Genomic DNA, 21860 nt, shown 5'->3' with positions numbered 1-21860 from the left:
GTGGCCAATGGCGTGTCCCGCATCACCCGTAAAGCCCATTGCCGCTGGCGGAATATAAAGGAAACCTTCTTTACGATACCCCGAAGCGCCGCCGCCCCGATGCGTCGAGGAGCGACATGCTGCGCAACCGACCACTGCCGACACTGGTCGTGGCGGCGGTGGGTCTGGCCCTGCTGGTGCCAGGCGCCTCCGCCAACGCGGGCCCCGTGCCCGGCACGGGAGCGGCGCTGGAGGCGGCCGCCGTCCCGGGACAGACCTCCACCGTTCCCGACTGGCGCATGCAGAGCAGCGCCTCGGCCACGCAGGCCGGCAACGTGATCTCCGGGCCCGCCTACTCGGACGTGGGCTGGCTGACGGTCCCCGCCCGGTCCACCGTGATGGCCGGGTTGATCGCCAACGGCAAGTACGGCGACGTCAACTACTCGGAGAACCTGAAGCGCGCCAACGCGAACGACTTCAAGGTGCCGTGGTGGTACCGCAAGGTCTTCCAGGCCGACCCGCAGCCGGGCGTGAACACGTTCCTCAAGCTCAACGGCGGCGTGATCGCACGCGGTGAGGTGTGGCTGAACGGCACCAAGGTCGCCGGCACGGACACCGTGATCGGCGCCTACCCGACGTTCGAGTTCAACGTCACCGGCCTGCTGCGCAAGGGGGACAACGCGCTCGCGATCAAGGCGTCGCCGTCCGACCCCGCCAAGGACCTGGTGATCCACTTCATCGACTGGGCCCAGCTACCGCCCGACCGCAACCAGGGCCTGTTCCGCGACGTCGACCTGACGGCGAGCGGGCCCGTGTCGGTGCGCGACCTGCACGTGCTGAGCGACCTGCCGCTGCCGGACCTGAGCAGCGCCAAGGTGACCGTGAAGGTCGACGCGCGCAACAACACCGGCAGCCCGGTCACCACCACCGTCGCCGGCAGCGCCGCGGGCCAGAACTACAGCCAGGTCGTGAACCTCGCGGCGAACGAGACCAGGACCATCACGTTCGCGCTCGACGTCACCAACCCGCAGATCTGGTGGCCTTTCCAGATGGGCGCGCAGCCGCTGTACGACGCGACGGCGGCCGCGACCGTGAGCGGTGTGAAGTCGGACGAGCAGAAGACGACGTTCGGCATCCGCGAGGTCACCTCGAAGATGATCAGCGGCAACGTCCAGTACCAGGTCAACGGCAAGCCGATTCTGATCCGCGGCGGCGGCTGGGCGTCGGACCTGTTCCTGCGCACGGACGCGCGGAAGATCGCCGACGAGATCCGGTTGACGAAGTCCATGGGGCTCAACACGATCCGGTTGGAGGGCAAGCCGGAGAACGACGAGATCTACGACCTCGCCGACCGCGCGGGCGTCCTGCTCATGACCGGCTGGGAGTGTTGCTCGAAGTGGCAGAACACCGGCGGGTTCACCGAGGAGGACAAGCGCGTCGCGGGCGCGTCCGCCGAGGGCGAGGCCAAGCGGATCCGCAACCACCCCAGCGTGTTCACGTTCCTGATCGGCTCGGACGAGGCGCCGGTGGCGGACGTCGAGAAGATCTACCTGGACGCCCTGAAGCGCGCCGACTGGCAGACGCCGATCATCACCGCGGCCGCCCGCCGCAGCTCCCCGCAGCTCGGTGACTCCGGCATGAAGATGGACGGCCCGTACTGGTGGGAGCCGCCGGTCTATTGGTACAACAACCAGAAGGGCGGGTCGGCGGGCTTCGCGTCGGAGATCGGCCCCGGCCTCGCCATCCCGGAGATGGACGAGCTGAAGAAGTTCCTCGGCCAGACCGAGATCAACAAGCTCACGGACTACAACGCGCAGCAGTACCACCTGTCGCCGTCGGGGAACTTCAGCAAGATCGGCTTCTGGGGCACGGCGCTCGACAACCGCTACGGCAAGCCGTCGAACGTCGAGGACTTCGTGAAGAAGGCGCAGCTTCAGCAGTACGAGACGAACCGCGCGCAGTTCGAGGCGTTCGGCCGCGACTTCTCCGACACCGGCGCGAACCAGGCGCAGGGCGTCATCTACTGGATGCAGAACGACCCGTGGCCCAAGCTCTTCTGGCACCTCTACAACTACAACCTCGCCACGGCGGGGTCGTACTTCGGCGCCAAGACGGCGAACAAGGCGTTGCACGCGCAGTACTCCTACGACGACAAGTCGCTCGCCGTCGTGAACATGGGCCTGGAAGCGCGACAAGGCCTCCAGCTGCAGGTCACGGTCTTCAACTCCGACGGCACGCAGAAGGCGAATGAGACGCGTTCCGTTCCGGCCAAGGCCAACGGGTCCGTGCGGGTCGGGAACCTGCCGCAACCGTCCGGGCTGTCGACGGCGTACTTCGTGCGGCTGCTGCTGAAGGACGCGAGCGGCAAGGAGGTCGACCGCAACGTCTACTGGCTGTCCACCAAGGCGGACACGCTGAACTACAACGCCGGCGACTGGTGGTACACGCCGCAGGCCCAGTACACGGACCTGAAGTCGTTGAGCTCGCTGAAGGCCGGCCAGGTGTCGGTGACCTCCACGACGACGCCGGGTGCGGACGGTCGGCAGTCCACGAGCGTGACGGTGAAGAACACCGGCACGTCCGTGGCGTTCTTCCTGCGGGCGTCGCTGCGCAAGGGCCAGGGCGGCGCCGAGGTGCTGCCCGTCGACTGGAGCGACAACTACATCACGCTGTTCCCCGGTGAGTCGCAGACGATCAGGGCCGAGTACCGCACGTCCGACCTGGGCGGGGCGGCTCCGGTCGTGCAACTCTCCGGGCACAACGTGAGCAAGCGCTAGGAGCCGTAACGGTTCGCGACGACGTCGGGTCGTTCCACGGGACGGCCCGCGTCGAGCGACCACGCCAGCCGCACGTACTGCGCGTGCGTCCAGGCGAGCGGCGTGGCCGCGCCGGTGCCGCGGCCGTTCCACACCTGCTCGGGCAGCATGAGCCCGCTGTTCGCGGTCGCGGCGATCTCCCTGAGCCGCTTGGCAGCGCTCGCCCTGTCACCCGCCAGCAGCTCGTACTCACCGCGTTCGCCGGTCAGCAACGGCCAGAGCCTGCCGTACGTGCGAGTCGGCGTCGGCCAGTTGATGCCCCACGGCCTGCCGTCGGCGGTCTCGCCGTAGCCGTCCTGCGTGAACCGGTGCCAGTAGCCCTGCTCCTTCAGCTGCTGGTCCACGACCCGCACGGTGTTGCGGACGACCGGGTCGTCGGCGCGCTTCACGCCGAGCCTGACCAGTTCGAGGAAGCTCGGGTCCACCACCGCGCGCTGGTCGATGTCGGTCGGGTTGTTGTCGCCCAGGTTGTACTTGGTGGCGGCGTCGGGCTGTCCGTCCTTGGTGAGGCGCAGGTAGTACGGCTTGGGTTCGTACGGGCCGGTCCTCGTCGCGGTCCAGCCCTCCACCTGCCGCTGCCACGAGTCGGCGGCCGCGAGGTACCTGTCGGCGTTCTGCCCGTTGCGCTGCAACAGGTCCGCGAAGCACACGAGCCCGGCGACGGCCGAGGCGATCGTGGCGGGCGAGTAGCCGTCCTGGTTCTCCCAGCGCTCCTGCTCGCTGAACGGTGCGTTCGGGTACGCCAGCAGGTAGTCGGCGGAGCGGCGGAGTGAGTCCACAGTGGACTTGTCCTGGCGGCCCAGGTGCCAGGCGAGCAGCAACGGCGCCGCGACCTGGTCGAGCTGGACCTTGAGCCACACCGGCGTGCCGTCGACCCGCGTGTTCTGCGGCAGGTGACCGTCGGGCTGTTGTTGTTCGGTCAGCATGAAGTCCAGCGCCCGCTGGGCGAAACCGACGTCTCCGGCGGCGATCATGGCCGTGGAGACGTGGTACAGGTCGCGCGGCCACACCAGCGCGTACGGGCCGAGCTCCGGCGCCAGTTCGCGGTCGAAACCGAACGCCCACGGGAAGCTCGGCGAAGCGATCGACGCACCGGGATGGGTCTTGTCCTCCGTCGCGGCCAGCACCATGACGGACATGTCGTAGAGGCGCCGGTCCGCGGACTTCGGCCGACGCAGCCCGTCCAGGTACGTGTGCCAGCCCTGCGCGTACTCCCTGGCCACAGCAGGAAAGCCGCGGTTCAGCGCCGCCTGGGCGACGCCGTCGCCGAAGCCGACCGCGAACGTGCCGTGCGCGCGGCGCACCGGTTCCGTGGGCAACGAGCTGACGAGCTCGCTCGAGCCCTTCATCGGCACGTGCTCGATCGACAACCGCACGGGCCGCTGCGCCTTGAAGTCCACCTCGGCGAGCACGGCCGCGCGCTGCGGATCGGTGACGTAGGTGATCTCGGCCTGCCAGCCGTCACCGCGCACGTGCTGCCGGAACGTCAGCGATCGGTCGTCGGCGGGTTCGGTGCGGGCCTCGCCGGGCTCGCCGTCGACGAGCAACCGGGTCTCGCGGGTCGCGGGAGTGCTGAGGTCGGGGTGGAAGATCCCGGAAAGCCCCTGGTGGCCGAGGGTGAACCACACCGGGCTGGCGGCGGACCTGGCCGTGCCGAACGCCTGCTTGTCGGCGGGGAGGGGCACGACGTCCGGAGCATCAGCGCGGGCGATGGGGGCCGACATGACCAGCAGGAGCACGACGAGCGCCAGTGGCTTCATGCCCACCGGGGTGCCCCGGTCTAGAGATCACCACGCAACAGGCTGTCGATGTTCTCCGGCGGTCCCGGCCGCGCGAAGAACCAGCCCTGGCCCGTGTCACACCCGAGGCGCAGCAGCCGCGCGGCCTGCGCGGGGGTCTCCACGCCCTCGGCCGTGACGCCCAACGACAGGGCGTGCGCGAGCTGCACCAGCGTCGCGACGATCTGCGAGTCGACCGGGTCTTCCTCGTTCTCGGCGCGCAGCCCCTCCATGAACGAGCCGGCGATCTTCAGCTCGTGCACGGGCAGGTGCTTGAGGTACGCGAGGTTCGAGTAACCCGTGCCGAAGTCGTCGATCGCGATGCGGACACCCATGTCGCACAACGCCCGCAGCGCCTCCAGCGGCTCGTCGGCGGTGCCCATGATCGCCGACTCGGTGAGCTCCAGCTGCAGGTGGTGCGGCGGCAGCGAGCACTCGTCGAGGATCTGCTTGACGTCGCGGACCAGCTCGGGGTCGCGGGACTGCCGCACGGCGAGGTTCACCGACACGAACGGCGCCGAGTCGCCGAACTCCTCGAGCCAGCGCCGGGCCTCCTCGCAGGCCTTGCGCAGCACCCACCGTCCCAAGGGGACGATCAGGCCGGTCTCCTCGGCCAGTTCGATGAACCTGTCCGGCGCGAGCCGCCCGAACTCCGGGTGCTGCCAGCGGACCAAGGCCTCGACACCCGTGACGGTGGAGTCCTCCAGGCGCACCAGCGGCTGGTACTCGACGTAGAACTCGCCGCGTTCCAACGCGCGCGGCATCGTCGCGGAGAGCGTGAACCGGGCGACCTCGCGGGCGTTGCGCTCCGGGTCGTACAACGCCCAGCGCGCCTTGCCGTCCGCCTTCGCCCAGTACAGCGTGATGTCCGCGTCGCGCATCAGGTCGGCGGACGTCGTGCCGGACAGCTGCCGTTCGACGATGCCGATCGACGCCGACACGGACAGCTCGTGGCCCGCTATCCGGATCGGCGCCTCCAGCGCGGTCAGCACCCGGTCGGCGACCTCGACGATGTCCTGCTCGCCGGACGAGCCCTCGACGAGGATCACGAACTCGTCGCCGCCCATGCGCGCGACGAGCTTGCCCTCGCCGGACACCGACTGGTCGAGCCGGCGACCGACCTCGACCAGCAGCTGGTCGCCCGTGTCGTGGCCGAGCGAGTCGTTGATGACCTTGAAGCCGTCCAGGTCGAGGTAGCAGAGGCCGGCCCGAACGTGCTTGGCGCGGTTGTTGAAGACGCGGCCGAGGCGTTCGAGGAACAGCGCCCGGTTCGGCAGCCCGGTCAGCGGGTCGTGCAGCGCCTGGTAGCGCAGGCGGTTCTGCAGCAGGTGCCGGTCGGTGACGTCCTCGATCATCGCGACCTGGTACTGCGGCTCGCCGTGGTCGTCGCGGACCAGCGACAACGTCAGGTGCGTCCACACCTGCTCGCCGTCGGCCCGGTGGAAGCGCTTCTCGGCGCGGTAGTGGTCGCACTCGCCCGCGATGAGCTGGTCGTAGAGCCGCCAGACGCTGCCCGCGTCCTCGGGGTGCATGAGGTCGCGGACGTTGTACTGGCGCATCTCGTCGACGCTGAACCCGAGCATGTCCTGCAACGCCTGGTTGACGTCGAGGATCCGGCCGTCGATGTCGGCGATGCCGATGCCGATCGCGGCCTCGGTGAACATGGCGCGGAACCGGGCTTCGGACGCACGCAGCATCGACTCGGCCTGGTCGCGGGCGTCCAGCACGGCCGCCCTGATCGCCTCCTGCTCGGCCAGCGTGCGTTCGCGCAGCGCACGGGCGTACCCGGCGGCCAGCGCGCCCTGCAGGGCCGCGAGGCGGGAGGTCAGCCGTTCGTCGCCCGGGAAGCCCAGGTCGGCCAGCAGGTCGTCGCCGAGCAGCTGGACGGTGCGGCCCAGCGTGTCGGTGCCGGTGAAGTGCGCGTCGACCAGCCTCGAGCCGATCTCGTGGCCGGGCGCGGTGCGGAACGGTTTCGCGAACAGCGCGGCGACCAGCAGCTCGGTGAGGTCCTGCAGGTGCTGCGCGACCTCGGCCCTGGTCATCGGCACGTAGCTCGACCCGATGACGGCAGTGGCCCAGCTGCGCGCGAACACCTCGGCACCGGCCAAAACGGCCGGGTCCAAAGGAGAGCGGTCCTCACGCACTCGCTGGTCAACCCGTTCGGTCATCTGCTCGGCCTTAAGCCCACGAACGCGCAGCATACGGCCGGTAGCGGTCCGGAGTCACCTCTACTCCTTCCGGCCTACCGCGGCGAAGCCCGGGAAGCGCTTCCCCGCCTCCTCGACGTCGGCCGGTGACTCCGGGTGCCAGGCCGGCAGCCGGACGACACCCGGCTCGACCAGCGTGAAGCCGTCGAACAGGCGGCCGATCTCGGTCCTGTTGCGAAACGTCGACCGCGTGACCTGCCGGTCGTAGATCCGGCGCGCCTGCACCGAGGCGGACGACTCCACGTCGTCCTCGTCGTAGCCCGCCTGGGAGATCGCGAGGTAGCTGCCGGGCGCGAGGCGGTCGCGGTAGCGGCCGATGATGCCCCACGGGTCCTCCTCGTCCGAGACGAAGTGCAGCAGCGCGATCATCAGCACGCCGACGGGCTCGTCGAAGTCGAGCTGCTTGGTCACCTCGGGGGACGACAGCACGCCCAGCGCGTCGCGGACGTCCGCCTGCAGCACGCTGACCTGCGTGTTGGTGTCCAGAAGCGAACGGCTGTGCGCGACGGCGACCGGGTCGAGGTCCACGTAGACGACCCGCGCCCCGGGGTCCGCGGCCTGCGCGATCTCGTGCACGTTGCCCACGGTAGGGATGCCGGAGCCGAGGTCGAGGAACTGCCGGACGCCCTGGTCGAGCAGGTAGCGGACGGCGCGGCGCAGGAAGGCGCGGTGGTTGAGGACCACGGTGCGGATCTCCGGCATCGCCTCGAGCGTCTTCTCCGCCGCCGCCCTGTCCGCGGCGAAGTTGTGGGCACCGCCGAGCCAGTAGTCGTACACGCGCGCGACGCTCGGCCGTTCCAGGTCAATGTCCCCCGGCGCCCAGTTCGGCCGCTCCACTCGCTCTCCCCACCGCGTTCGGACCCGTTCCACCCCATCATGCACCCGGTGGTTGGCAGAATGCCGACCTCGTGAGGAAAAGTTTGCTGCTGTCGACCATTCTCGCGTCGATCGGCGCGTTTCTGCTGGTCGGCGGCGCGCTGCTGCTCGTCGACCCCGGCGCGCCGAAGCACGAGGCGATCAAGACGGGCGGTCTCGCGGGCGGCGCGATCGTCGCGCTGTACGCGTTGTGGCTGAACGACCGGCGCCGCAAGGTCGAGGAGGCCCGCCAGGAGCTCGAGAGCCAGCGCATCGACCACGACCGCTCCAGGGTGGCCGACGAACGGTTCGCGCGCGCCGTGGAACTGCTGGGCCACGAGACCGCCCAGGTGCGGGTGGGCGCGATGCACGCGCTGGCCGGCCTCGCCAAGTCCAGGGTCGAGTACACCCAGACCGTGCTCGACATCCTCTGCGCCTACCTGCGGCGGCCGTTCAAGCGCAAGCCGGACGACGAGGACGCCGGCGAGATCGAGCTGGAGGTCCGCCTCACCTCGCAGCGGCTGATCGAGGACCTGCTGCCGCGCCTGGAGGAGAAGGACCCGGTCCGCTACGACCTCAACCTCACCAAGGCCCACCTCGAGTACATGGACCTGTCGTACCGGCAGGTCGGCGACCTGATCATGCGGGTCGCGCACCTGAACGAGTCCAACGCGTTCCACCACATGGTGGTCCACGGCGACGTCTACCTCACCGACGCCGAGGTGACCGGCCGGTTGTACATGCACCACAACGACTTCCGCCGCAAGGCGTGGTTCAGCAGGGTCAAGGCGAGCGGTCTCGCCGTGTTCACGGAGACGAAGTTCGGCGGCGAGACCAAGTTCGCGAACTCCGAGTGGGCCGACGTGAAGGCGGACGGCTGTACGTTCGCCGTGGAAGCCGATCTTCCCGAAGCGTGGAGGAACTGACGTGAAGGCACCCTGGCTGGTCGCGGTGCTCGCCGCCGTCCTGACGACGGTGGTCACCGGCGTGGCGCTGTACCTGGTGAAGGCGCCGCCGGTCGAGATCGTCAAGACGGCGGGGGTCGCGGGCGGTGCGGTGATCGCGCTGTACGCGTTGTGGCTCAACGACAAGCGGCGTCGCGTCGAGGAGGCCCGGCACAGCCTGGAGAGCGAGAAGGTCGCCGACGAGCGGTTCGCCCGCTCCGTCGAGCTGCTGGGCAACGAGGCCGACCAGGTGCGGGTGGGCGCGATGCACGCGTTGGCGTGGCTCGCCAAGTCCACCCCGCGCTACCGGCAGACGGTGATCGACGTGCTGTGCGCGTACCTGCGCCGTCCGTTCAGCCACCCCGCGCACGAGGTCAAGCCGGAGGACCCCGACCAGGTCTTCCTGGAGGTCGACCAGGAGATCAGGCTGGAGCACCAGGTCCGGCTGACCGCGCAGCGGCTGATCAAGGACACGCTGTCGTGGGGCGACAAGGAGCACGACCACCTCGACCTCGACCTGACCGGGGCGGTCCTGGAGTACTTCTCGCTGGACGGCAGGCACGTCAACCGGTTCGTCGCCCGGCGCGCGCAGTTCTACGGCATCACGAACCTGCGCAACGTCCACGTGCAGAGCGTCACGCTCTTCTCCGGCGGTGCGTTCCACGGCAGGCTGCAGCTCGAGAACGGCAACTTCGAAGGCGGGATCTCGTTCCAGGAGACGACGTTCGCCCGAGTGGTCAACCTGGGCAACCCGAAGATGGGGTTCGCCAGGGTGGGCAGGTTCTTCCACCCGTCCCCGCAGCCGCCCGCCGAGCAGGACGGCGAGATGGAGGTGCTGGAGAAGACGGAGTTCCGCGCGCCCGCGACCGGGTGGCGGCTAACCGGCAGCACCGAGGCGGCCGGACTTGGCCGCCAGGACCAGGTCGAGCAGAACGCCCGCGGTGGCGCTGACGGTGTTCCCGGTGACCACGGCGGTCTCGGCGACCGGCACCTCCCCGCGAAGGCCGACGAAGTGCGCGCGGTCGGTCTTCAGGGTGAAGGACTGCGGGACTAACGCGACCCCGAGCCCGAACCCGACGAAGTCGAGAAGTGAGTGCACGTCGTTGACCTCGACGGCGACGTGCCGCTCGACCCCGGCGGCCGCCAGCGTGCGGTCGACCTCGTCGCGCGTGCCCCAGTCGGCGTTGAAGTCGACGAACGGCTGACCGGCCAGCTCCTGCAGCGCGACCGACTCCCTTGCCGCGAAGGGGCTGCCCGGCGCGCACGCGAGCACCAGCGGTTCACTGGCCAAAGTGGACACCCGCAGGTCGTCGGCGATCCGGTGCTGCCGCGTGACGAACGCGAGGTCGAGCCGGCCCGCGCGCACGTCCTCGACCAGTTCGGCGTTGCCCGCCTGGCGCATCCGGATCTCCACGCCGGGGTGCAGCTCGTGGAACCGCGCCAGCACGGCGGGCAGGTGGACCACGTGCAGGCACTGCAGGCTGCCGACGGACAACGTGCCGCGCACCAGCCCCTGCACGGCGGCGACGGCGTCCTTGGCCGAGGCGACGCTGTTCAACGCCCGGCGCGCCTCGGGCAGCAGCGCCCGTCCGGCCTGGGTCAGCTCGACCTGGCGGGTGGTCCGCAGGAAGAGCGGCGCGCCGAGCTCGGCCTCCAGCGCCCTGATCGACGCGGACAGACCCGACTGGGCGACGTGCAGGCGTTTGGCGGCCCTGGTGAAGTGGCACTCCTCGGCCGCGGCCACGAAGTACTCGAGCTGTCTGAGTTCCACCATTCATCACCCAAGCTGCTGAATGAGATCACATCCTTGCGTTGGACAGCTTAATCGGAAGGGTCCAAGGTGGAACACATGCAGAAGCGTCGTATCGGAGACACGGAAGTCAGCGCCATCGGCCTGGGCGGCATGCCCATCTCCGTGCAGGGGAGGCCGGACCGCGCGCAGGCGATCGAGACCATCCACGCCGCCCTGGACGCGGGCGTGACGTTCATCGACACCGCCGACGCCTACTCGCTCGACGACAGCGACTTCGGCCACAACGAGGAGCTGATCGCGGAGGGGCTGCGCGGCCGTTCCGAAGAGGTGTTCGTGGCGACCAAGGGCGGCCACACGCGCGTCGCGGGCGGCGGCTGGGAGCTCGACGGACGGCCCGAGTACCTGCGCAAGGCCGTCGACGGGTCGCTGCGGCGGCTCGGCGTGGACCAGATCTTCCTCTACCAGTTCCACCGGCCGGACCCGAAGACGCCGATCGCGGAGTCCGTGGGCGCCCTCAAGGAGCTGCTGGACAACGGCAAGATCCGCTACGCCGGCGTCTCGAACTTCAACCCGGACGAGATCGTGCAGGCCAACGACATCCTCGGCGGGCGGCTCGCGGCGGTGCAGAACCAGTTCTCGCCGCTGTTCCGGTCGAGCGAACCCGAGCTGGAGCTGTGCGCGAAGCTCGGCATCGCGTTCCTGCCGTGGAGCCCGTTCGGCGGCATCGGCAAGGCGGGCGCGCTGAGCGGTCCGTTCAAGGAGGTCGGCGACGCCCACGGGGTGAGCGCCCACCAGGTCTGCCTGGCGTGGATGCTGGCGAAGTCGGAAGTGGTAGTCCCCATTCCGGGTGCTTCCCGACCGGCGAGCATCCAGGATTCGGCCTCGGCCACCCACCTGGAGTTGACCGCCGAGGAGCTCGCCCGCCTGGACGGGTGACGCCGGTAGAAAATTGCGACAAATGGTCGCACGATCTACTCCATGCGGACCTTGATCAGCATCGTGGCGATCGTCGCCGGCATGTCGCCGGCACCCGCGTCCGCGGCGCCCTTGCCCGAGGGCTCCGCGGACCACACGGCGGGTTCCCAGATCCTCAAACACGAGGGCTCGGGCGACCTCCGCGCGGAGTCACCGCCCACCGAGGGCAAGGTGCCCGGCATGGACGTCAGCAGCCACCAGGGCGACGTCGACTGGAAGTCCTCGTGGGACAAGGGAGCCCGGTTCTCCTACGTGAAGGCGACCGAGGGCACCCACTACAAGAACCCGAAGTTCACGCAGCAGTACAACGGCTCGTACAACATCGGCATGATCCGCGGCGCCTACCACTTCGCGCTGCCCGACCGCGCGAACGGCGTGGCGCAGGCGAACTTCTTCGTGGACAACGGCGGCGGCTGGTCGGCCGACGGCAGGACCCTGCCGCCCGCGCTCGACATGGAGTACAACCCGTACGGCGACACCTGCTACAACATGAACCAGACGGCCATGACCGCGTGGGTCAAGGAGTTCAGCGACACCGTCTACGCGCGCACGAAGCGCCACCCGATGATCTACACGTCCACGAGCTGGTGGAACAAGTGCGTCGGCGGGTCGATCAAGTTCGGCGACAACAATCCTTTGTGGATCGCGCACTACAGCGCGAAGCTGGGGGCGTTGCCGGTCGGGTTCGACTTCCACACGATCTGGCAGTGGCAGGCGGCCGGGCTGTTCCCCGGTGACCAGAACCTGTTCAACGGCAGGATGGAACAGCTCCAACGCATCGCCGCGAGCTGACGGAGGCCCCGTCGCGGTGACGGGGCCTCCTCCACGCTCTAGTCGAACAGCGCCGGGAGGGTGCCCTCCCAGGCCTCGCGGAGCTCGTCCAGCGGGATCTCGCCCAGGCCCTGGACCTCCAGGGCCTTCGACTCCGGGTCGACCACGCCGACCTTGCGCCACGGCAGCCTGCGCGCCGTGCACATGTCGACGAACCGCTGCTCCTCGGTGCGCGGGACGGCGACCAGGACCCGTCCGGCCGACTCGCTGAACAGCGCGGTGAACAGGTCGCCCTCGGGGAAGACCCGCGCGCCCACCTCGCCGATCAGGCACGTCTCGACCAGCGCCTGGGCCAGACCGCCCTCGGAGAGGTCGTGCGCGGCGGAGATCATGCCGTCGCGGGAGCCCGCGACGAGGACCTCGCCGAGCAGCTTCTCCCGCTTCAGGTCGACCTTCGGCGGCAGCCCGCCCAGGTGGCCGTGGACGTGGTGCGCCCACTCCGACCCGCCGAACTCGTCGCGCGTCTCCCCGAGCAGCAGCAGCGTCTCGCCCGCCTCGGCCCCGATCCCGGTGGGGATGCGGCGGCGCACGTCGTCGATCACGCCCAGCACGCCGACGACCGGCGTGGGCAGGATCGGGGTGGAGCCGGTCTGGTTGTAGAAGCTGACGTTGCCGCCGGTCACCGGGATGCCGAGCTCCGCGCAGCCGTCCGCCAGGCCCTTCACGGCCTGCTCGAACTGCCACATGACCGCCGGGTCCTCCGGCGAGCCGAAGTTGAGGCAGTTCGTGACGGCGACCGGGGTGGCGCCGGTGGCGGCGACGTTGCGGTAGGCCTCGGCCAGCGCCAGCTTCGCGCCCTCGTACGGGTCGAGCTTGGTGTAGCGGCCGTTGCAGTCCGTGGAGAGCGCGACGCCGCGGCCCGTCTCCTCGTCGATGCGGATCATGCCGCCGTCGCTCGGCTGCGCGAGGACGGTGCCGCCGCGGACGTAGCGGTCGTACTGCTGCGTGACCCACTTCTTCGAGGCGAGGTTGGGACTGGCCGCCATGGTCTTGACCAGGGCGAGCAGCTCGTCCTTCGCCGGCCGCGGCAGGCCGTCGGGGGTGTTCGCCCGCAGCTCGTCCTGGTCGGCGGGGCGCTGGATCGGCCTGTCGTAGACCGGGCCCTCGTGCGCGACCGTGCGCGGGGGCACGTCGACGACGACCTCGTCGTGGTAGGTGATGACCAGGCGGTCGCCTTCCACCACCTCACCGATCTCGGTGGCGATGACGTCCCACTTCGCGCAGACCGCCATGAACGCGTCGACGTTGTGCGGCTCCACGACGGCGCACATGCGTTCCTGGGACTCGCTGGACAGGATCTCAGCCGGGGTCATGTTCGCCGCCCGCAGCGGCACCCGGTCGAGGTAGACGTGCATGCCGCCGTCCCCCGCGGACGCCAGCTCGGACGTCGCGCAGGACAGGCCCGCACCCCCGAGGTCCTGGATGCCCGCGACGAGGCCCTTCTCGAAGAGCTCCAGGGAGCACTCGATCAGCACCTTCTCGGTGAACGGATCGCCGACCTGCACGCTCGGCAGCTTCTTGCGCTTGCCCGCCGTGTCGTCGAACGTCTCGCTGGCGAGCACGCTGACGCCGCCGATGCCGTCGAGACCCGTGCGCGCGCCGTAGAGGATGACCTTGTTGCCGGTGCCGCTCGCGTGCGCGAGGTGGAGGTCCTCCACCCGCATCGCGCCGACGCACAGCGCGTTGACCAGCGGGTTGCCCTGGTAGGACTCGTCGAACACGACCTCGCCGCCGATGTTGGGCAGGCCGAGGCAGTTCCCGTAGCCGCCGACACCGGCCACGATGCCGGGCAGCACCCGCTTGGTGTCCTCGGCGTCGGGCTTGCCGAACCGCAGCGGGTCCATGACCGCGAGCGGCCGCGCACCCATCGCGAGGATGTCCCGCACGATGCCGCCCACGCCCGTCGCGGCGCCCTGGTAGGGCTCGACGTACGACGGGTGGTTGTGGCTCTCGACCTTGAACGTGACGGCCCACCCGTCCCCGATGTCGACGACGCCGGCGTTCTCGCCGATGCCCGCGAGCATCTTGCTGCGCATCTCGTCGGTCGTGGTCTCACCGAAGTACTTGAGGTGCACCTTCGACGACTTGTAGGAGCAGTGCTCGCTCCACATGACCGAGTACATCGCCAGTTCGGCGTCGGTCGGCCTGCGGCCGAGGATCTCCTTGATGCGCGCGTACTCGTCGTCCTTCAGGCCCAGCTCCTGGTAGGGCTGCTCCTGGTCGGGAGTGCTTTCCGCGTTCTTGACGGTGTCGATCATGCCTTCACCACCGTGTCGAGCAGGGACAGGAACATGCCCAGTCCGTCGTCCGTGGGGCCGGTGAGCGCGTCGATGGCGTGCTCGGGGTGCGGCATCAGCCCGACGACGTTGCCCCTGGCGTTGGTGATGCCGGCGATGTCGTTGCGGCTGCCGTTGGGGTTGTCCCCGACGTACCGGAAGACGATGCGGTGTTCGTCCTCCAACTCCTTGAGGGTGTCCTCGTCGGCCTGGTAGCTGCCCTCGCCGGACTTCAGCGGGATGAGGATCTCGGCGTTCCGGTCGTACCGCGTGGTCCACGCCGTGGTGTTGTTCTCGACCCTGAGCCACTGGTCGCGGCACACGAAGTGCAGCTTCTCGTTGCGGGTCAACGCACCCGGCAGCAGATGCGCCTCGGCGAGGATCTGGAAGCCGTTGCAGATGCCGAGAACGGGCATCCCCTTGTTCGCGGCCTCGACCACTTCCTGCATGACGGGCGCGAACCGCGCGATGGCACCGCACCGCAGGTAATCCCCGTAGCTGAACCCACCGGGCACGATGACCGCGTCGACACCCTTGAGGTCGTGGTCGCCGTGCCACAACGGCACGGCCTCGCCGTCGGCGTGGCGGACGGCACGCTGGGCGTCGACGTCGTCGAGGGTGCCGGGGAAGGTGATGACACCGACCCTCATGCCTCGACCCTGCGCACGGTCCAGTCCTCGATCACGGGGTTGGCGAGGAAGGTCTCGGCGATCTTGGCGAGCGTGGCGTCGTCGACGTCGTCGGCGACCTCCAGCTCGAAGTGCTTGCCCTGGCGGACGGCGGTGACGCCGTCGAAGCCGAGACGGGGCAGCGCGTTCGCCACCGCCTGGCCTTGGGGGTCGAGGATTTCGGGCTTCGGCATGACGTCGACGACGACTCGGGCCACGACAGACTGCTCCTGGGAATGGGGAGGGCTGGCGGTACCTCGTGACCCTACCTGAGCTGGGCGTTCATCCCCGCGACACGTGTTCGGGGGCACATCGGGCGGCGGTCCACCATCGGGTGAACGAGCTTGCCTCGCTCTGGCGGTTTGGTAGAGTTGACCTCGCCGAGGCCCGTAAGCCGAGGAAGTGTACCCAGCCCACGTCCGGACGGTCGACGGCTGGGTATCGCGCTTTCTAGGGGCAGTCCAGGTCGACGATCGACTCGACGACCGGCATCACCCGCTCCCGCCATTCGCCGCCGGAGCCGTAGCACCAGGCGACGAAGTCCGCGATCCACAGCAACTCCTCGCTGTTGCTGCGGCAGTGCTCGTAGACGAGGTTCGTGGACAACGCGGCGTGGCCGAGCGACGTGCGGATCGTCAAGAGGTCGTGCTGATCCCGTTGAGCCCGGGAATCGAGGACGAGCCGATGAGCACCGGCACCCAGCAGGTCCAAGACGAGCTGCCGCAGGCACGCCTGACGCGCCTGCTCGTCGCCCTGGTCACAGCTGCGCTTGTACAAGCGCACGGACACCTGCGCGTCCACCAACCGTGAAGTGATCGCTTTGCGGCGACTGGGAGTCTCCTTCTTGCAATGCAGCTCCCGCTGTCCCGGCATCAGCAGGCAGCGCAGAGCTTTGCGGAACTTGTGCAGCCGGCCGGGCGGCACGAGGGCCACCGCCAGCAGGTAGGTGTTGTTTCGCCGCGACTCGTCGACGAAGGCGTGCAGACTCACGGAACGTCCATCGGCCGGTTCCGATCACCAGTTCAGCAAGTCCAACCGATCGGGACCGAACGACTCCGCCTTGGACTCGTTCCAACAGGCTGTTTCGCCGAAAGCGAGACCACTGGCAGCCAGGCCCGATCGGACGGATGCTGGGGGACATGAAGATCCTCGTGCTCGGCGGGACCGTTTTCCTCAGCAAGGCGATCACGGCGGAGGCGGTCCGCCGGGGCCACGAGGTGGTCTGCGCTGCTCGGGGCGCCTCGGGCGGGGTGCCGGAGGGCGCCACGCTGGTCCAGGTGGACCGGGACCGGCCCGGTGCGTTCGACGCGCTGGCCGGGGAGCGGTTCGACGCGGTGGTCGACGTGTCGAAGTACTCGGTGAACTGGGTGCGGGACGCGCTGGAGGCGTTCGGGGCGACGACGCCGCACTGGACGTTCGTGTCGAGCATCTCGGTCTACGCCGACCACTCGACCGGCAGTGACGAGCTGCTCCCGCCGCTGGACGACGACCCTTCGCAGGAGTTCACGGCCGAGCGGTACGGCAGCGTCAAGGTGGCCAGCGAGATCGCGGTCCGGGAGGCGGTGGCGAGCCGCGAGTTCATCGTCAGGGCCGGGCTGATCACCGGGCCCGGCGACCCCAGTGACCGGTTCGGGTACTGGCCGTCGCGGCTGGCGCGGGGTGGGCGCGTGGTCGTGCCGGACAGCCCTGACCTGGGTTTTCAGCACATCGACGCGCGGGATCTGGCGCAGTGGATCGTGTTCGCGGCCGAGGAGCGGGTCACCGGCACGTACGACTCGACCGGGCCCGTCATGCCGTTCCAGATGGCCATCGGGGAGATCGCCGGCGCGACGGCTCCGCCCGGGACCCAGCTCGTTCCCGTCAAGGAGAGCGTGCTGAAGGAGCTGCAGATCAACCCGTGGTCCGGGCCCCGGTCGTTGCCCCTGTGGCTGCCGCAGGAGTGGGCCAAGATGGTCGGCCGCGACGTGAGCAACGCGCTGGCGAACGGGTTGCGGGTCCGGCCGCTGGCCGAGACCGCGCTCGACTCGCTGGAGTACGAGCGCGGCCTCGGGCTGGACCGGCTCCGCAAGGCCGGGCTCACGGCGGAGGAAGAGCAGGAGATCCTTACAGCAGTGAGTTGACCTGCGCGGCGACGAGGTCGATGCGCACGCCCTGGTTCGGGCAGCCGCCGAAGTGGTGGAGTCCGATCACCTTGTGCGTGCGCCTCGACAGCACGGGTGAGCCGGACGAGCCGCCCTCGGTGTCGCACATGTAGCTGATGTCGGACTGCGACGAGCTGCCGTTCACGCGTACGGCACGCACGACGCAGTAGCCACCGCCGTTGTTGTTGTCGCGCAACGACAGCTTCTTCAACTTCCCGGCCGGGTGGCCGACGATGTACATCTCCTCACCCACGGCCGGAACGCGCGCGTCCAGCTCGAGGTAGCCGAACGAGCTGATGGCCGCGAAGTTGTTCACGGTGAAGAGGGTGTAGTCGAGGGCCGCGCTGTACTTCAGCACCGACGCCGCCAGCACCTTCGTGACGGTGGCCGTGGCCGTGCCGCCGCAGGTCGGGCACTGGTAGTTGAACCACACCTCGATGCCGGTGGTGCTGGTGAAGCAGTGCTCGTTGGTCAGCATGCGGTTGTTCGGGCCGACGCGCCACGCCGTGCACAGCGAGCTGCCGTTGCGCAGCAGCTTCGCCACGGCCGGCGTCTTGCCCCACTCGGTGGGGTTGCTCGACTGGTAGCAGACCGCGTCCTTGTAGTCGTTCGTGCCGCAGATGCTCTGCACGGACGGCTGCGAGGACATCTCGGCCTCGGTGTAGCCCCGCGTCAGCTTGTCGACCCGGACGCGCGACGCCGGGTTCGTCACGGAGACCACGGCTCGGTCACCCGTGATCGACATGGCCCAGAAGCCGGTGGCGTCGGGCGTGGCCGTCAGGGAGGCCTTCAGATCGCTCGTGTACGTGTACTTCTCGGTGCCGTCGGGGTTCGACACCGTGAGCACGTCACCGGACTGGATCCGCAGGTCCGTGAAATGCAGCTTCACGTAACCGGATCCCGGTCGTTCGACCACCGTCGAACGATTCGCGCCACCCACGCGTACTGAGACCTTTTCCTCAGTTCCGATTTCCTGCGACTGCGGCGACGAGGCCTGCGCAGGTGTAGAGGTGGTGGTAGCAGGGATGATGGACGTCATCGGCAGGGCGAGCGCCAGTGCCGTGAGGAGATGCAGGGTTTTCCTCATGCCTTTTGATACTTCCGACGTCACCTCATCGTGTCAGCCCGCCAAACGTCGGTAATGGAGGTTTCCGTGAAAGTTGTCCATTTCGGTCATGCCTGCGTGCTGCTCGACACGGGGACGACCCGCATCCTGATCGACCCCGGCACGTTCTCCGCGGGGTTCGAGGACCTCACCGACCTGGACGCGGTGCTGATCACGCACCAGCACTTCGACCACATCGACGCCGAGCGGCTGCCGGCGCTGCTCGCGGCGAACCCGCAGGCGCAGTTCATCGTCGACGAGGGCACGGCGCCCACCGTCGAGAACGCGACCGTCGCCCGGCCGGGCGACACGTTCAAGATCGGCGACCAGTCCGTCCGGGTCGCCGGCGGGCAGCACGCGGTGATCCACGCGGACATCCCGACCATCCCGAACGCCGCCTACGTGATCGGCGACGGCGCCTTCTACCACCCCGGCGACTCGCTGGTCGTGCCCGACGAGGACGTCGACGTGCTCGGGCTGCCCGCGGGCGCGCCGTGGCTGAAGACCGGCGAGGCCGTCGACTTCCTGCGCGCCGTGAAGCCCCGCGTGGCCGTGCCGATCCACGAGAAGACGCTGGCCAGCCCGCAGATGGCCGTCCGGTTCTTCGACATGCTGAAGCCGGACGGCACGGACGTCAGGCTGCTGACGCCTGGCGAGGAGACGGCAGTCTGACGTAGGTGGTCGGCGCGGCGTCGTGGGCGAGGGCGATGTCCACGGCGTCGAGCACGGCCTGCCGCGCACCGGGCCGGTGCAGGTCGCGGGCGTCGACGGTGATCCGGGTCAGCCCGCCGCGGCGCGCGGACCTGGCCGTCGCGTAGACCAGCGCCAACGACCGCAGCTCACCGAAGCTGCTGCGTTCGGTCAGCGCGTGCAGGCGGCCCAGCGTCGCGAGCCCGCTGCCGACCTCGCGGACGGCGTGTGCGTCGGCGCAGAGCTTGAACCTGTGCTTGGCCAGCGCGAGCAACGTGCCGGGTGACGCCACGCACCGCCGTGGGGCGAACGTGTCGGCGTTGAGGCCGATGGCGTCCATCTGCAGACGAGCGCCCATCAACAACAACCCGGCTTCATAGGCCGGCAGCCGCCGTTGACTGAGGCCGTGCAGCACGACGGCGTCACCGAGGGAGGCGCGCTGCCGCACCCATTCCTGCGCCGTGCCGAGCTCGCGAGGTACTACGAGCAGCGACAACGGCACCTGCCGCGGGTCGAGGGCCGCGGCGAGCTCAGCGCATCGGTCGAGTGTCTGCGGACCGATGCCGGACAGGGAGACCACGAGCTGTGAGTGCACCGTACGAGTGCGCCACGCCGTGGTGACGTCCGCGTGAAAGCAGAGCTAACTCAGGCGAGCCAGTCAGCGAAAGACCGGCCCGTGAGCCGCTCGTACGCCTCGACGTACCGCGCACGGGTGGCCTCGATGACGTCCGCGGGCAGCGGGGGCGGCGGCACGTCCGACTTCCGGTCCCAGCCCGAGGCGTCGGACGTCAGCCAGTCGCGCACGAACTGCTTGTCGAACGACGGCTGCACGCGGCCGGGCTCGTAGCCCTCGGCCGGCCAGTAGCGCGACGAGTCCGGCGTGAACACCTCGTCCGCGAGGATCAGCTCACCGGACGCGTCCAGGCCGAACTCGAACTTCGTGTCCGCGAGGATCAGGCCGCGCGTCAACGCGTACGCGCGCGCCTCGCTGTACAGCTCGATCGTGCGGTCGCGCAGCTTCGACGCCAGCTCGACGCCGTGCTTCTCGGCGATGACCTCGAACGACACGTTCTCGTCGTGCGCGCCGATCTCGGCCTTCGACGCGGGCGTGAAGATCGGCGGGTCCAGCTCGGACGCCTCGACCAGCCCGGCCGGCAGCTCGATCCCGCAGACCGCGCCGGTCGCCGTGTAGTCGGCCATGCCCGAGCCCGTCAGGTACCCGCGCGCCACGCACTCCACGTCGACCATCTGCAGCTTGCGCACCAGCAACGCGCGGCCGCGGACCTCGGCGGGGATGCGCGGGTCGTCGAACGCCACCAGGTGGTTCGGGGAGAGCCGCTCGAACCAGAACACGCTCATCGCGGTGAGCACGCGCCCCTTGTCGGGGATCTCCGAGCTCAGGATGTGGTCGTACGCCGAGATGCGGTCGGACGCGACGAAGAGCAGCAGCTCGTCGTCGACGTCGTACAGATCGCGAACCTTGCCGCGGGCGACGTGCTGGTAGTCAGCGAGCGTAGGCACGCTGGTCAGCCTACGTGCCCCTGTTTCGGCGACCGATGTACACCCCGCACCTCTACAGATCAAGGGCGAAGAAGCTTAAGGTGCACCCGTGCTCACCAGAAAGGCCCTGTGGATCCCGGCGTTGGCCAGTGCGGCCTTGCTGATCGTCCTGGGCGTCGCAGGGTGGAGCTTCGACTCCAGCCCCATCTCGTCTCCCACGTCGGGAGGCTCGCAGAACACGAGCGGGAACCAGTCGGTCAGCATCGTGCCGACTCCGGACGTCGCCGACATCTCGGTGAAGACATCGTCGTCATCGACCTCGACGACGACCACCCCGAAGACCACGCAGCCGAAACCGCCGCCCGCCCAGCCGCCGGCGGCCACGCAACAGCCACCCGCGACCACCAGCGAACCGCCGCCGCAGCAGGGGCTACTGGTCAACGAGGGCGCCCGGTGCGATCCGGAGGGCGCCAACGGCATCGGCCTGCTCGGCGAGAAGCTGGTGTGCCGCAAGGACCCCCAGCGCGGCGACCGGCTGCGCTGGCAGAAGGCTTAGGAACGCCACTCCAGCACGTCGACCTTGTCCCCGACCGACATCGTTCCGGTGCGCGTGACCTGGGCCTTCATCCCGAACGTCACACCGCCGTCGGGATCACGGCGGTAGGTCGCGAGCGACCGGATCGGCTCGGGTCCGGACTTCACGCCGGTCTCCTGGTCGACCATCGGCACGGCACACCGCACGCAGTCCTTGGCGTAAGCCAGTTCCACGTCACCGATCACCGCTCGCCGCACCCGGTCCTCCGTGTGCGGTTCGGGCCAGCCGGACACGACCACGTTGGGGCGGAACCGGTTCATCGGCACCGGTTCGCCGCCGCGCTCCAGGATGCGTTCGTTCACACCGTCCAACGAGGACAGCGAGAGCATTAGCAACGCGTTGCCGTCCGCGTACCCGACGAGCCCGGTGGTCTCGCCCGTCGTCTCGCGACGCAGGTCCGGTGGTGTGCGCACGAGCCGCACGGACTTGCCCAGCACGTCGGAGAAGTACGCCGCCGGGGCGTCGCCCTGGTCCACTCCGGACCCGTGCCAGATGTGCACGGCGACCGGCACCCGCGGCCCGTCCGGCAGGACCGGGAAGGACTCTCCGCCGATCGACAGCGCCGAGTCCGCGAGGGACGGCCGCAGCGCGGCCATCGCCGGGACCTTGCGCTGCGACAGGAACACGCCCTCGTCGTCGACCAGCATCATCATCCGGTCGTCGCGCAGGCCGGTCGCGTCCACGGCGGAGGAGGCGACGGAGTACCCGCCGCACCCCTTCACCGGGTACACGACCAGGTCGGACACG

General features: G+C 69.3%; 19 protein-coding genes. 7 read left to right on the top strand and 12 right to left on the bottom strand.

What is annotated here, in order from left to right; translation table 11 throughout:
* Nucleotides 1-116 precede the first annotated feature (116 nt).
* Nucleotides 117-2756 carry a glycoside hydrolase family 2 protein gene (locus BMY74_RS21565; protein ID WP_089918724.1) on the top strand — a complete coding sequence of 880 codons (2640 nt, stop codon included), beginning with the start codon at nucleotides 117-119 and terminating at the stop codon, nucleotides 2754-2756.
* On the opposite strand, the gene BMY74_RS21560 is transcribed toward BMY74_RS21565, so the two are convergent.
* The 3 genes from BMY74_RS21560 to BMY74_RS21550 are packed head-to-tail and all read right to left on the bottom strand — an operon-like array spanning nucleotide 2753 to nucleotide 7617.
* Complete coding sequence (locus BMY74_RS21560) at nucleotides 2753-4555, bottom strand: glycoside hydrolase family 15 protein (RefSeq protein ID WP_089919110.1); 1803 nt, start codon at nucleotides 4553-4555, stop codon at nucleotides 2753-2755. The genes BMY74_RS21565 and BMY74_RS21560 overlap by 4 nt on opposite strands.
* 20 nt (nucleotides 4556-4575) lie before the next feature.
* On the bottom strand, nucleotides 4576-6741 hold the full coding sequence (locus BMY74_RS21555; RefSeq protein WP_177229856.1) for a putative bifunctional diguanylate cyclase/phosphodiesterase: 2166 nt from the start codon (nucleotides 6739-6741) through the stop codon (nucleotides 4576-4578).
* 60 nt (nucleotides 6742-6801) lie between these two features.
* Nucleotides 6802-7617, bottom strand: a complete 816-nt coding sequence (locus BMY74_RS21550) for an SAM-dependent methyltransferase (protein ID WP_089918721.1) — start codon at nucleotides 7615-7617, stop codon at nucleotides 6802-6804.
* Between the two features lie 71 nt (nucleotides 7618-7688).
* On the opposite strand from BMY74_RS21550, the gene BMY74_RS21545 reads away from it, so the two are divergent.
* Entirely contained in the window at nucleotides 7689-8561 is an 873-nt protein-coding gene (locus tag BMY74_RS21545) for a pentapeptide repeat-containing protein (protein ID WP_089918719.1), read from the top strand.
* Nucleotides 8562-9456: 895 nt separating this feature from the next.
* On the opposite strand, the gene BMY74_RS46670 is transcribed toward BMY74_RS21545, so the two are convergent.
* Nucleotides 9457-10353, bottom strand: coding sequence for a LysR family transcriptional regulator (locus BMY74_RS46670; protein ID WP_177229855.1), 897 nt, complete (start codon nucleotides 10351-10353; stop codon nucleotides 9457-9459).
* A gap of 75 nt (nucleotides 10354-10428) precedes the next feature.
* Between BMY74_RS46670 and BMY74_RS21535 the strand changes: the two genes are divergently transcribed.
* On the top strand, nucleotides 10429-11268 hold the full coding sequence (locus BMY74_RS21535) for an aldo/keto reductase (RefSeq protein WP_089918717.1): 840 nt from the start codon (nucleotides 10429-10431) through the stop codon (nucleotides 11266-11268).
* Between the two features lie 42 nt (nucleotides 11269-11310).
* Nucleotides 11311-12099 carry a lysozyme gene (locus BMY74_RS21530; protein WP_089918715.1) on the top strand — a complete coding sequence of 263 codons (789 nt, stop codon included), beginning with the start codon at nucleotides 11311-11313 and terminating at the stop codon, nucleotides 12097-12099.
* A gap of 38 nt (nucleotides 12100-12137) precedes the next feature.
* On the opposite strand, the gene purL is transcribed toward BMY74_RS21530, so the two are convergent.
* The 4 genes from purL to BMY74_RS21510 form a co-directional block, all read right to left on the bottom strand.
* Nucleotides 12138-14396, bottom strand: coding sequence for a phosphoribosylformylglycinamidine synthase subunit PurL (purL, locus tag BMY74_RS21525; RefSeq protein ID WP_089918712.1), 2259 nt, complete (start codon nucleotides 14394-14396; stop codon nucleotides 12138-12140).
* A complete protein-coding gene (gene purQ / locus BMY74_RS21520) occupies nucleotides 14393-15064 on the bottom strand; it encodes a phosphoribosylformylglycinamidine synthase subunit PurQ (RefSeq protein ID WP_177229854.1) in 672 nt (223 codons plus the stop codon). The genes purL and purQ overlap by 4 nt, the downstream gene beginning before the upstream one ends.
* On the bottom strand, nucleotides 15061-15300 hold the full coding sequence (gene purS, locus BMY74_RS21515; protein ID WP_030477798.1) for a phosphoribosylformylglycinamidine synthase subunit PurS: 240 nt from the start codon (nucleotides 15298-15300) through the stop codon (nucleotides 15061-15063). The genes purQ and purS overlap by 4 nt, the downstream gene beginning before the upstream one ends.
* Nucleotides 15301-15532: 232 nt before the next feature.
* Nucleotides 15533-16072 (bottom strand): hypothetical protein, encoded by a 540-nt coding sequence (locus BMY74_RS21510; protein WP_089918708.1) that lies wholly within the window; start codon nucleotides 16070-16072, stop codon nucleotides 15533-15535.
* A 149-nt stretch (nucleotides 16073-16221) separates the two neighbouring features.
* On the opposite strand from BMY74_RS21510, the gene BMY74_RS21505 reads away from it, so the two are divergent.
* Nucleotides 16222-17202 carry an NAD-dependent epimerase/dehydratase family protein gene (locus BMY74_RS21505; protein ID WP_089919105.1) on the top strand — a complete coding sequence of 327 codons (981 nt, stop codon included), beginning with the start codon at nucleotides 16222-16224 and terminating at the stop codon, nucleotides 17200-17202.
* Here BMY74_RS21505 and BMY74_RS21500 read toward each other — a convergent pair.
* Nucleotides 17186-18112, bottom strand: a complete 927-nt coding sequence (locus BMY74_RS21500) for a trypsin-like serine peptidase (protein WP_177229853.1) — start codon at nucleotides 18110-18112, stop codon at nucleotides 17186-17188. The two genes, BMY74_RS21505 and BMY74_RS21500, sit on opposite strands and share 17 nt — an antisense overlap.
* A gap of 264 nt (nucleotides 18113-18376) precedes the next feature.
* On the opposite strand from BMY74_RS21500, the gene BMY74_RS21495 reads away from it, so the two are divergent.
* On the top strand, nucleotides 18377-19000 hold the full coding sequence (locus tag BMY74_RS21495) for an MBL fold metallo-hydrolase (protein ID WP_089919103.1): 624 nt from the start codon (nucleotides 18377-18379) through the stop codon (nucleotides 18998-19000).
* Here the strand turns inward: BMY74_RS21495 and BMY74_RS21490 are convergent.
* Both BMY74_RS21490 and BMY74_RS21485 read right to left on the bottom strand, forming a co-directional pair.
* On the bottom strand, nucleotides 18963-19613 hold the full coding sequence (locus BMY74_RS21490) for a polysaccharide deacetylase family protein (RefSeq protein WP_089918705.1): 651 nt from the start codon (nucleotides 19611-19613) through the stop codon (nucleotides 18963-18965). The genes BMY74_RS21495 and BMY74_RS21490 overlap by 38 nt on opposite strands.
* A gap of 50 nt (nucleotides 19614-19663) precedes the next feature.
* Complete coding sequence (locus tag BMY74_RS21485; RefSeq protein WP_089918703.1) at nucleotides 19664-20539, bottom strand: phosphoribosylaminoimidazolesuccinocarboxamide synthase; 876 nt, start codon at nucleotides 20537-20539, stop codon at nucleotides 19664-19666.
* 88 nt (nucleotides 20540-20627) lie between these two features.
* On the opposite strand from BMY74_RS21485, the gene BMY74_RS44265 reads away from it, so the two are divergent.
* On the top strand, nucleotides 20628-21074 hold the full coding sequence (locus BMY74_RS44265; RefSeq protein ID WP_143091655.1) for a hypothetical protein: 447 nt from the start codon (nucleotides 20628-20630) through the stop codon (nucleotides 21072-21074).
* On the opposite strand, the gene BMY74_RS21475 is transcribed toward BMY74_RS44265, so the two are convergent.
* A complete protein-coding gene (locus BMY74_RS21475; RefSeq protein ID WP_089919102.1) occupies nucleotides 21071-21859 on the bottom strand; it encodes an MOSC domain-containing protein in 789 nt (262 codons plus the stop codon). The genes BMY74_RS44265 and BMY74_RS21475 overlap by 4 nt on opposite strands.
* Nucleotide 21860 lies beyond the last annotated feature (1 nt).

The sequence above is a fragment of the Lentzea albida genome (assembly GCF_900111005.1).
Classification (GTDB): domain Bacteria; phylum Actinomycetota; class Actinomycetes; order Mycobacteriales; family Pseudonocardiaceae; genus Lentzea; species Lentzea albida.
The sequence above is the reverse complement of the archived record's forward strand: the minus strand, read 5'-3'. Positions and strand labels throughout refer to the sequence as shown.

What these genes read in the sequence shown, in the direction of transcription:
- BMY74_RS21565 (WP_089918724.1), top strand. Translation starts at nt 117, where the DNA reads ATGCTGCGCAACCGACCACTGCCGACACTGGTCGTGGCGGCGGTGGGT.
- BMY74_RS21560 (WP_089919110.1), bottom strand. Translation starts at nt 4,555, where the DNA reads ATGAAGCCACTGGCGCTCGTCGTGCTCCTGCTGGTCATGTCGGCCCCC.
- BMY74_RS21555 (WP_177229856.1), bottom strand. Translation starts at nt 6,741, where the DNA reads ATGACCGAACGGGTTGACCAGCGAGTGCGTGAGGACCGCTCTCCTTTG.
- BMY74_RS46670 (WP_177229855.1), bottom strand. Translation starts at nt 10,353, where the DNA reads ATGGTGGAACTCAGACAGCTCGAGTACTTCGTGGCCGCGGCCGAGGAG.
- BMY74_RS21535 (WP_089918717.1), top strand. Translation starts at nt 10,429, where the DNA reads ATGCAGAAGCGTCGTATCGGAGACACGGAAGTCAGCGCCATCGGCCTG.
- BMY74_RS21530 (WP_089918715.1), top strand. Translation starts at nt 11,311, where the DNA reads ATGCGGACCTTGATCAGCATCGTGGCGATCGTCGCCGGCATGTCGCCG.
- purL (WP_089918712.1), bottom strand. Translation starts at nt 14,396, where the DNA reads ATGATCGACACCGTCAAGAACGCGGAAAGCACTCCCGACCAGGAGCAG.
- purQ (WP_177229854.1), bottom strand. Translation starts at nt 15,064, where the DNA reads ATGAGGGTCGGTGTCATCACCTTCCCCGGCACCCTCGACGACGTCGAC.
- BMY74_RS21505 (WP_089919105.1), top strand. Translation starts at nt 16,222, where the DNA reads ATGAAGATCCTCGTGCTCGGCGGGACCGTTTTCCTCAGCAAGGCGATC.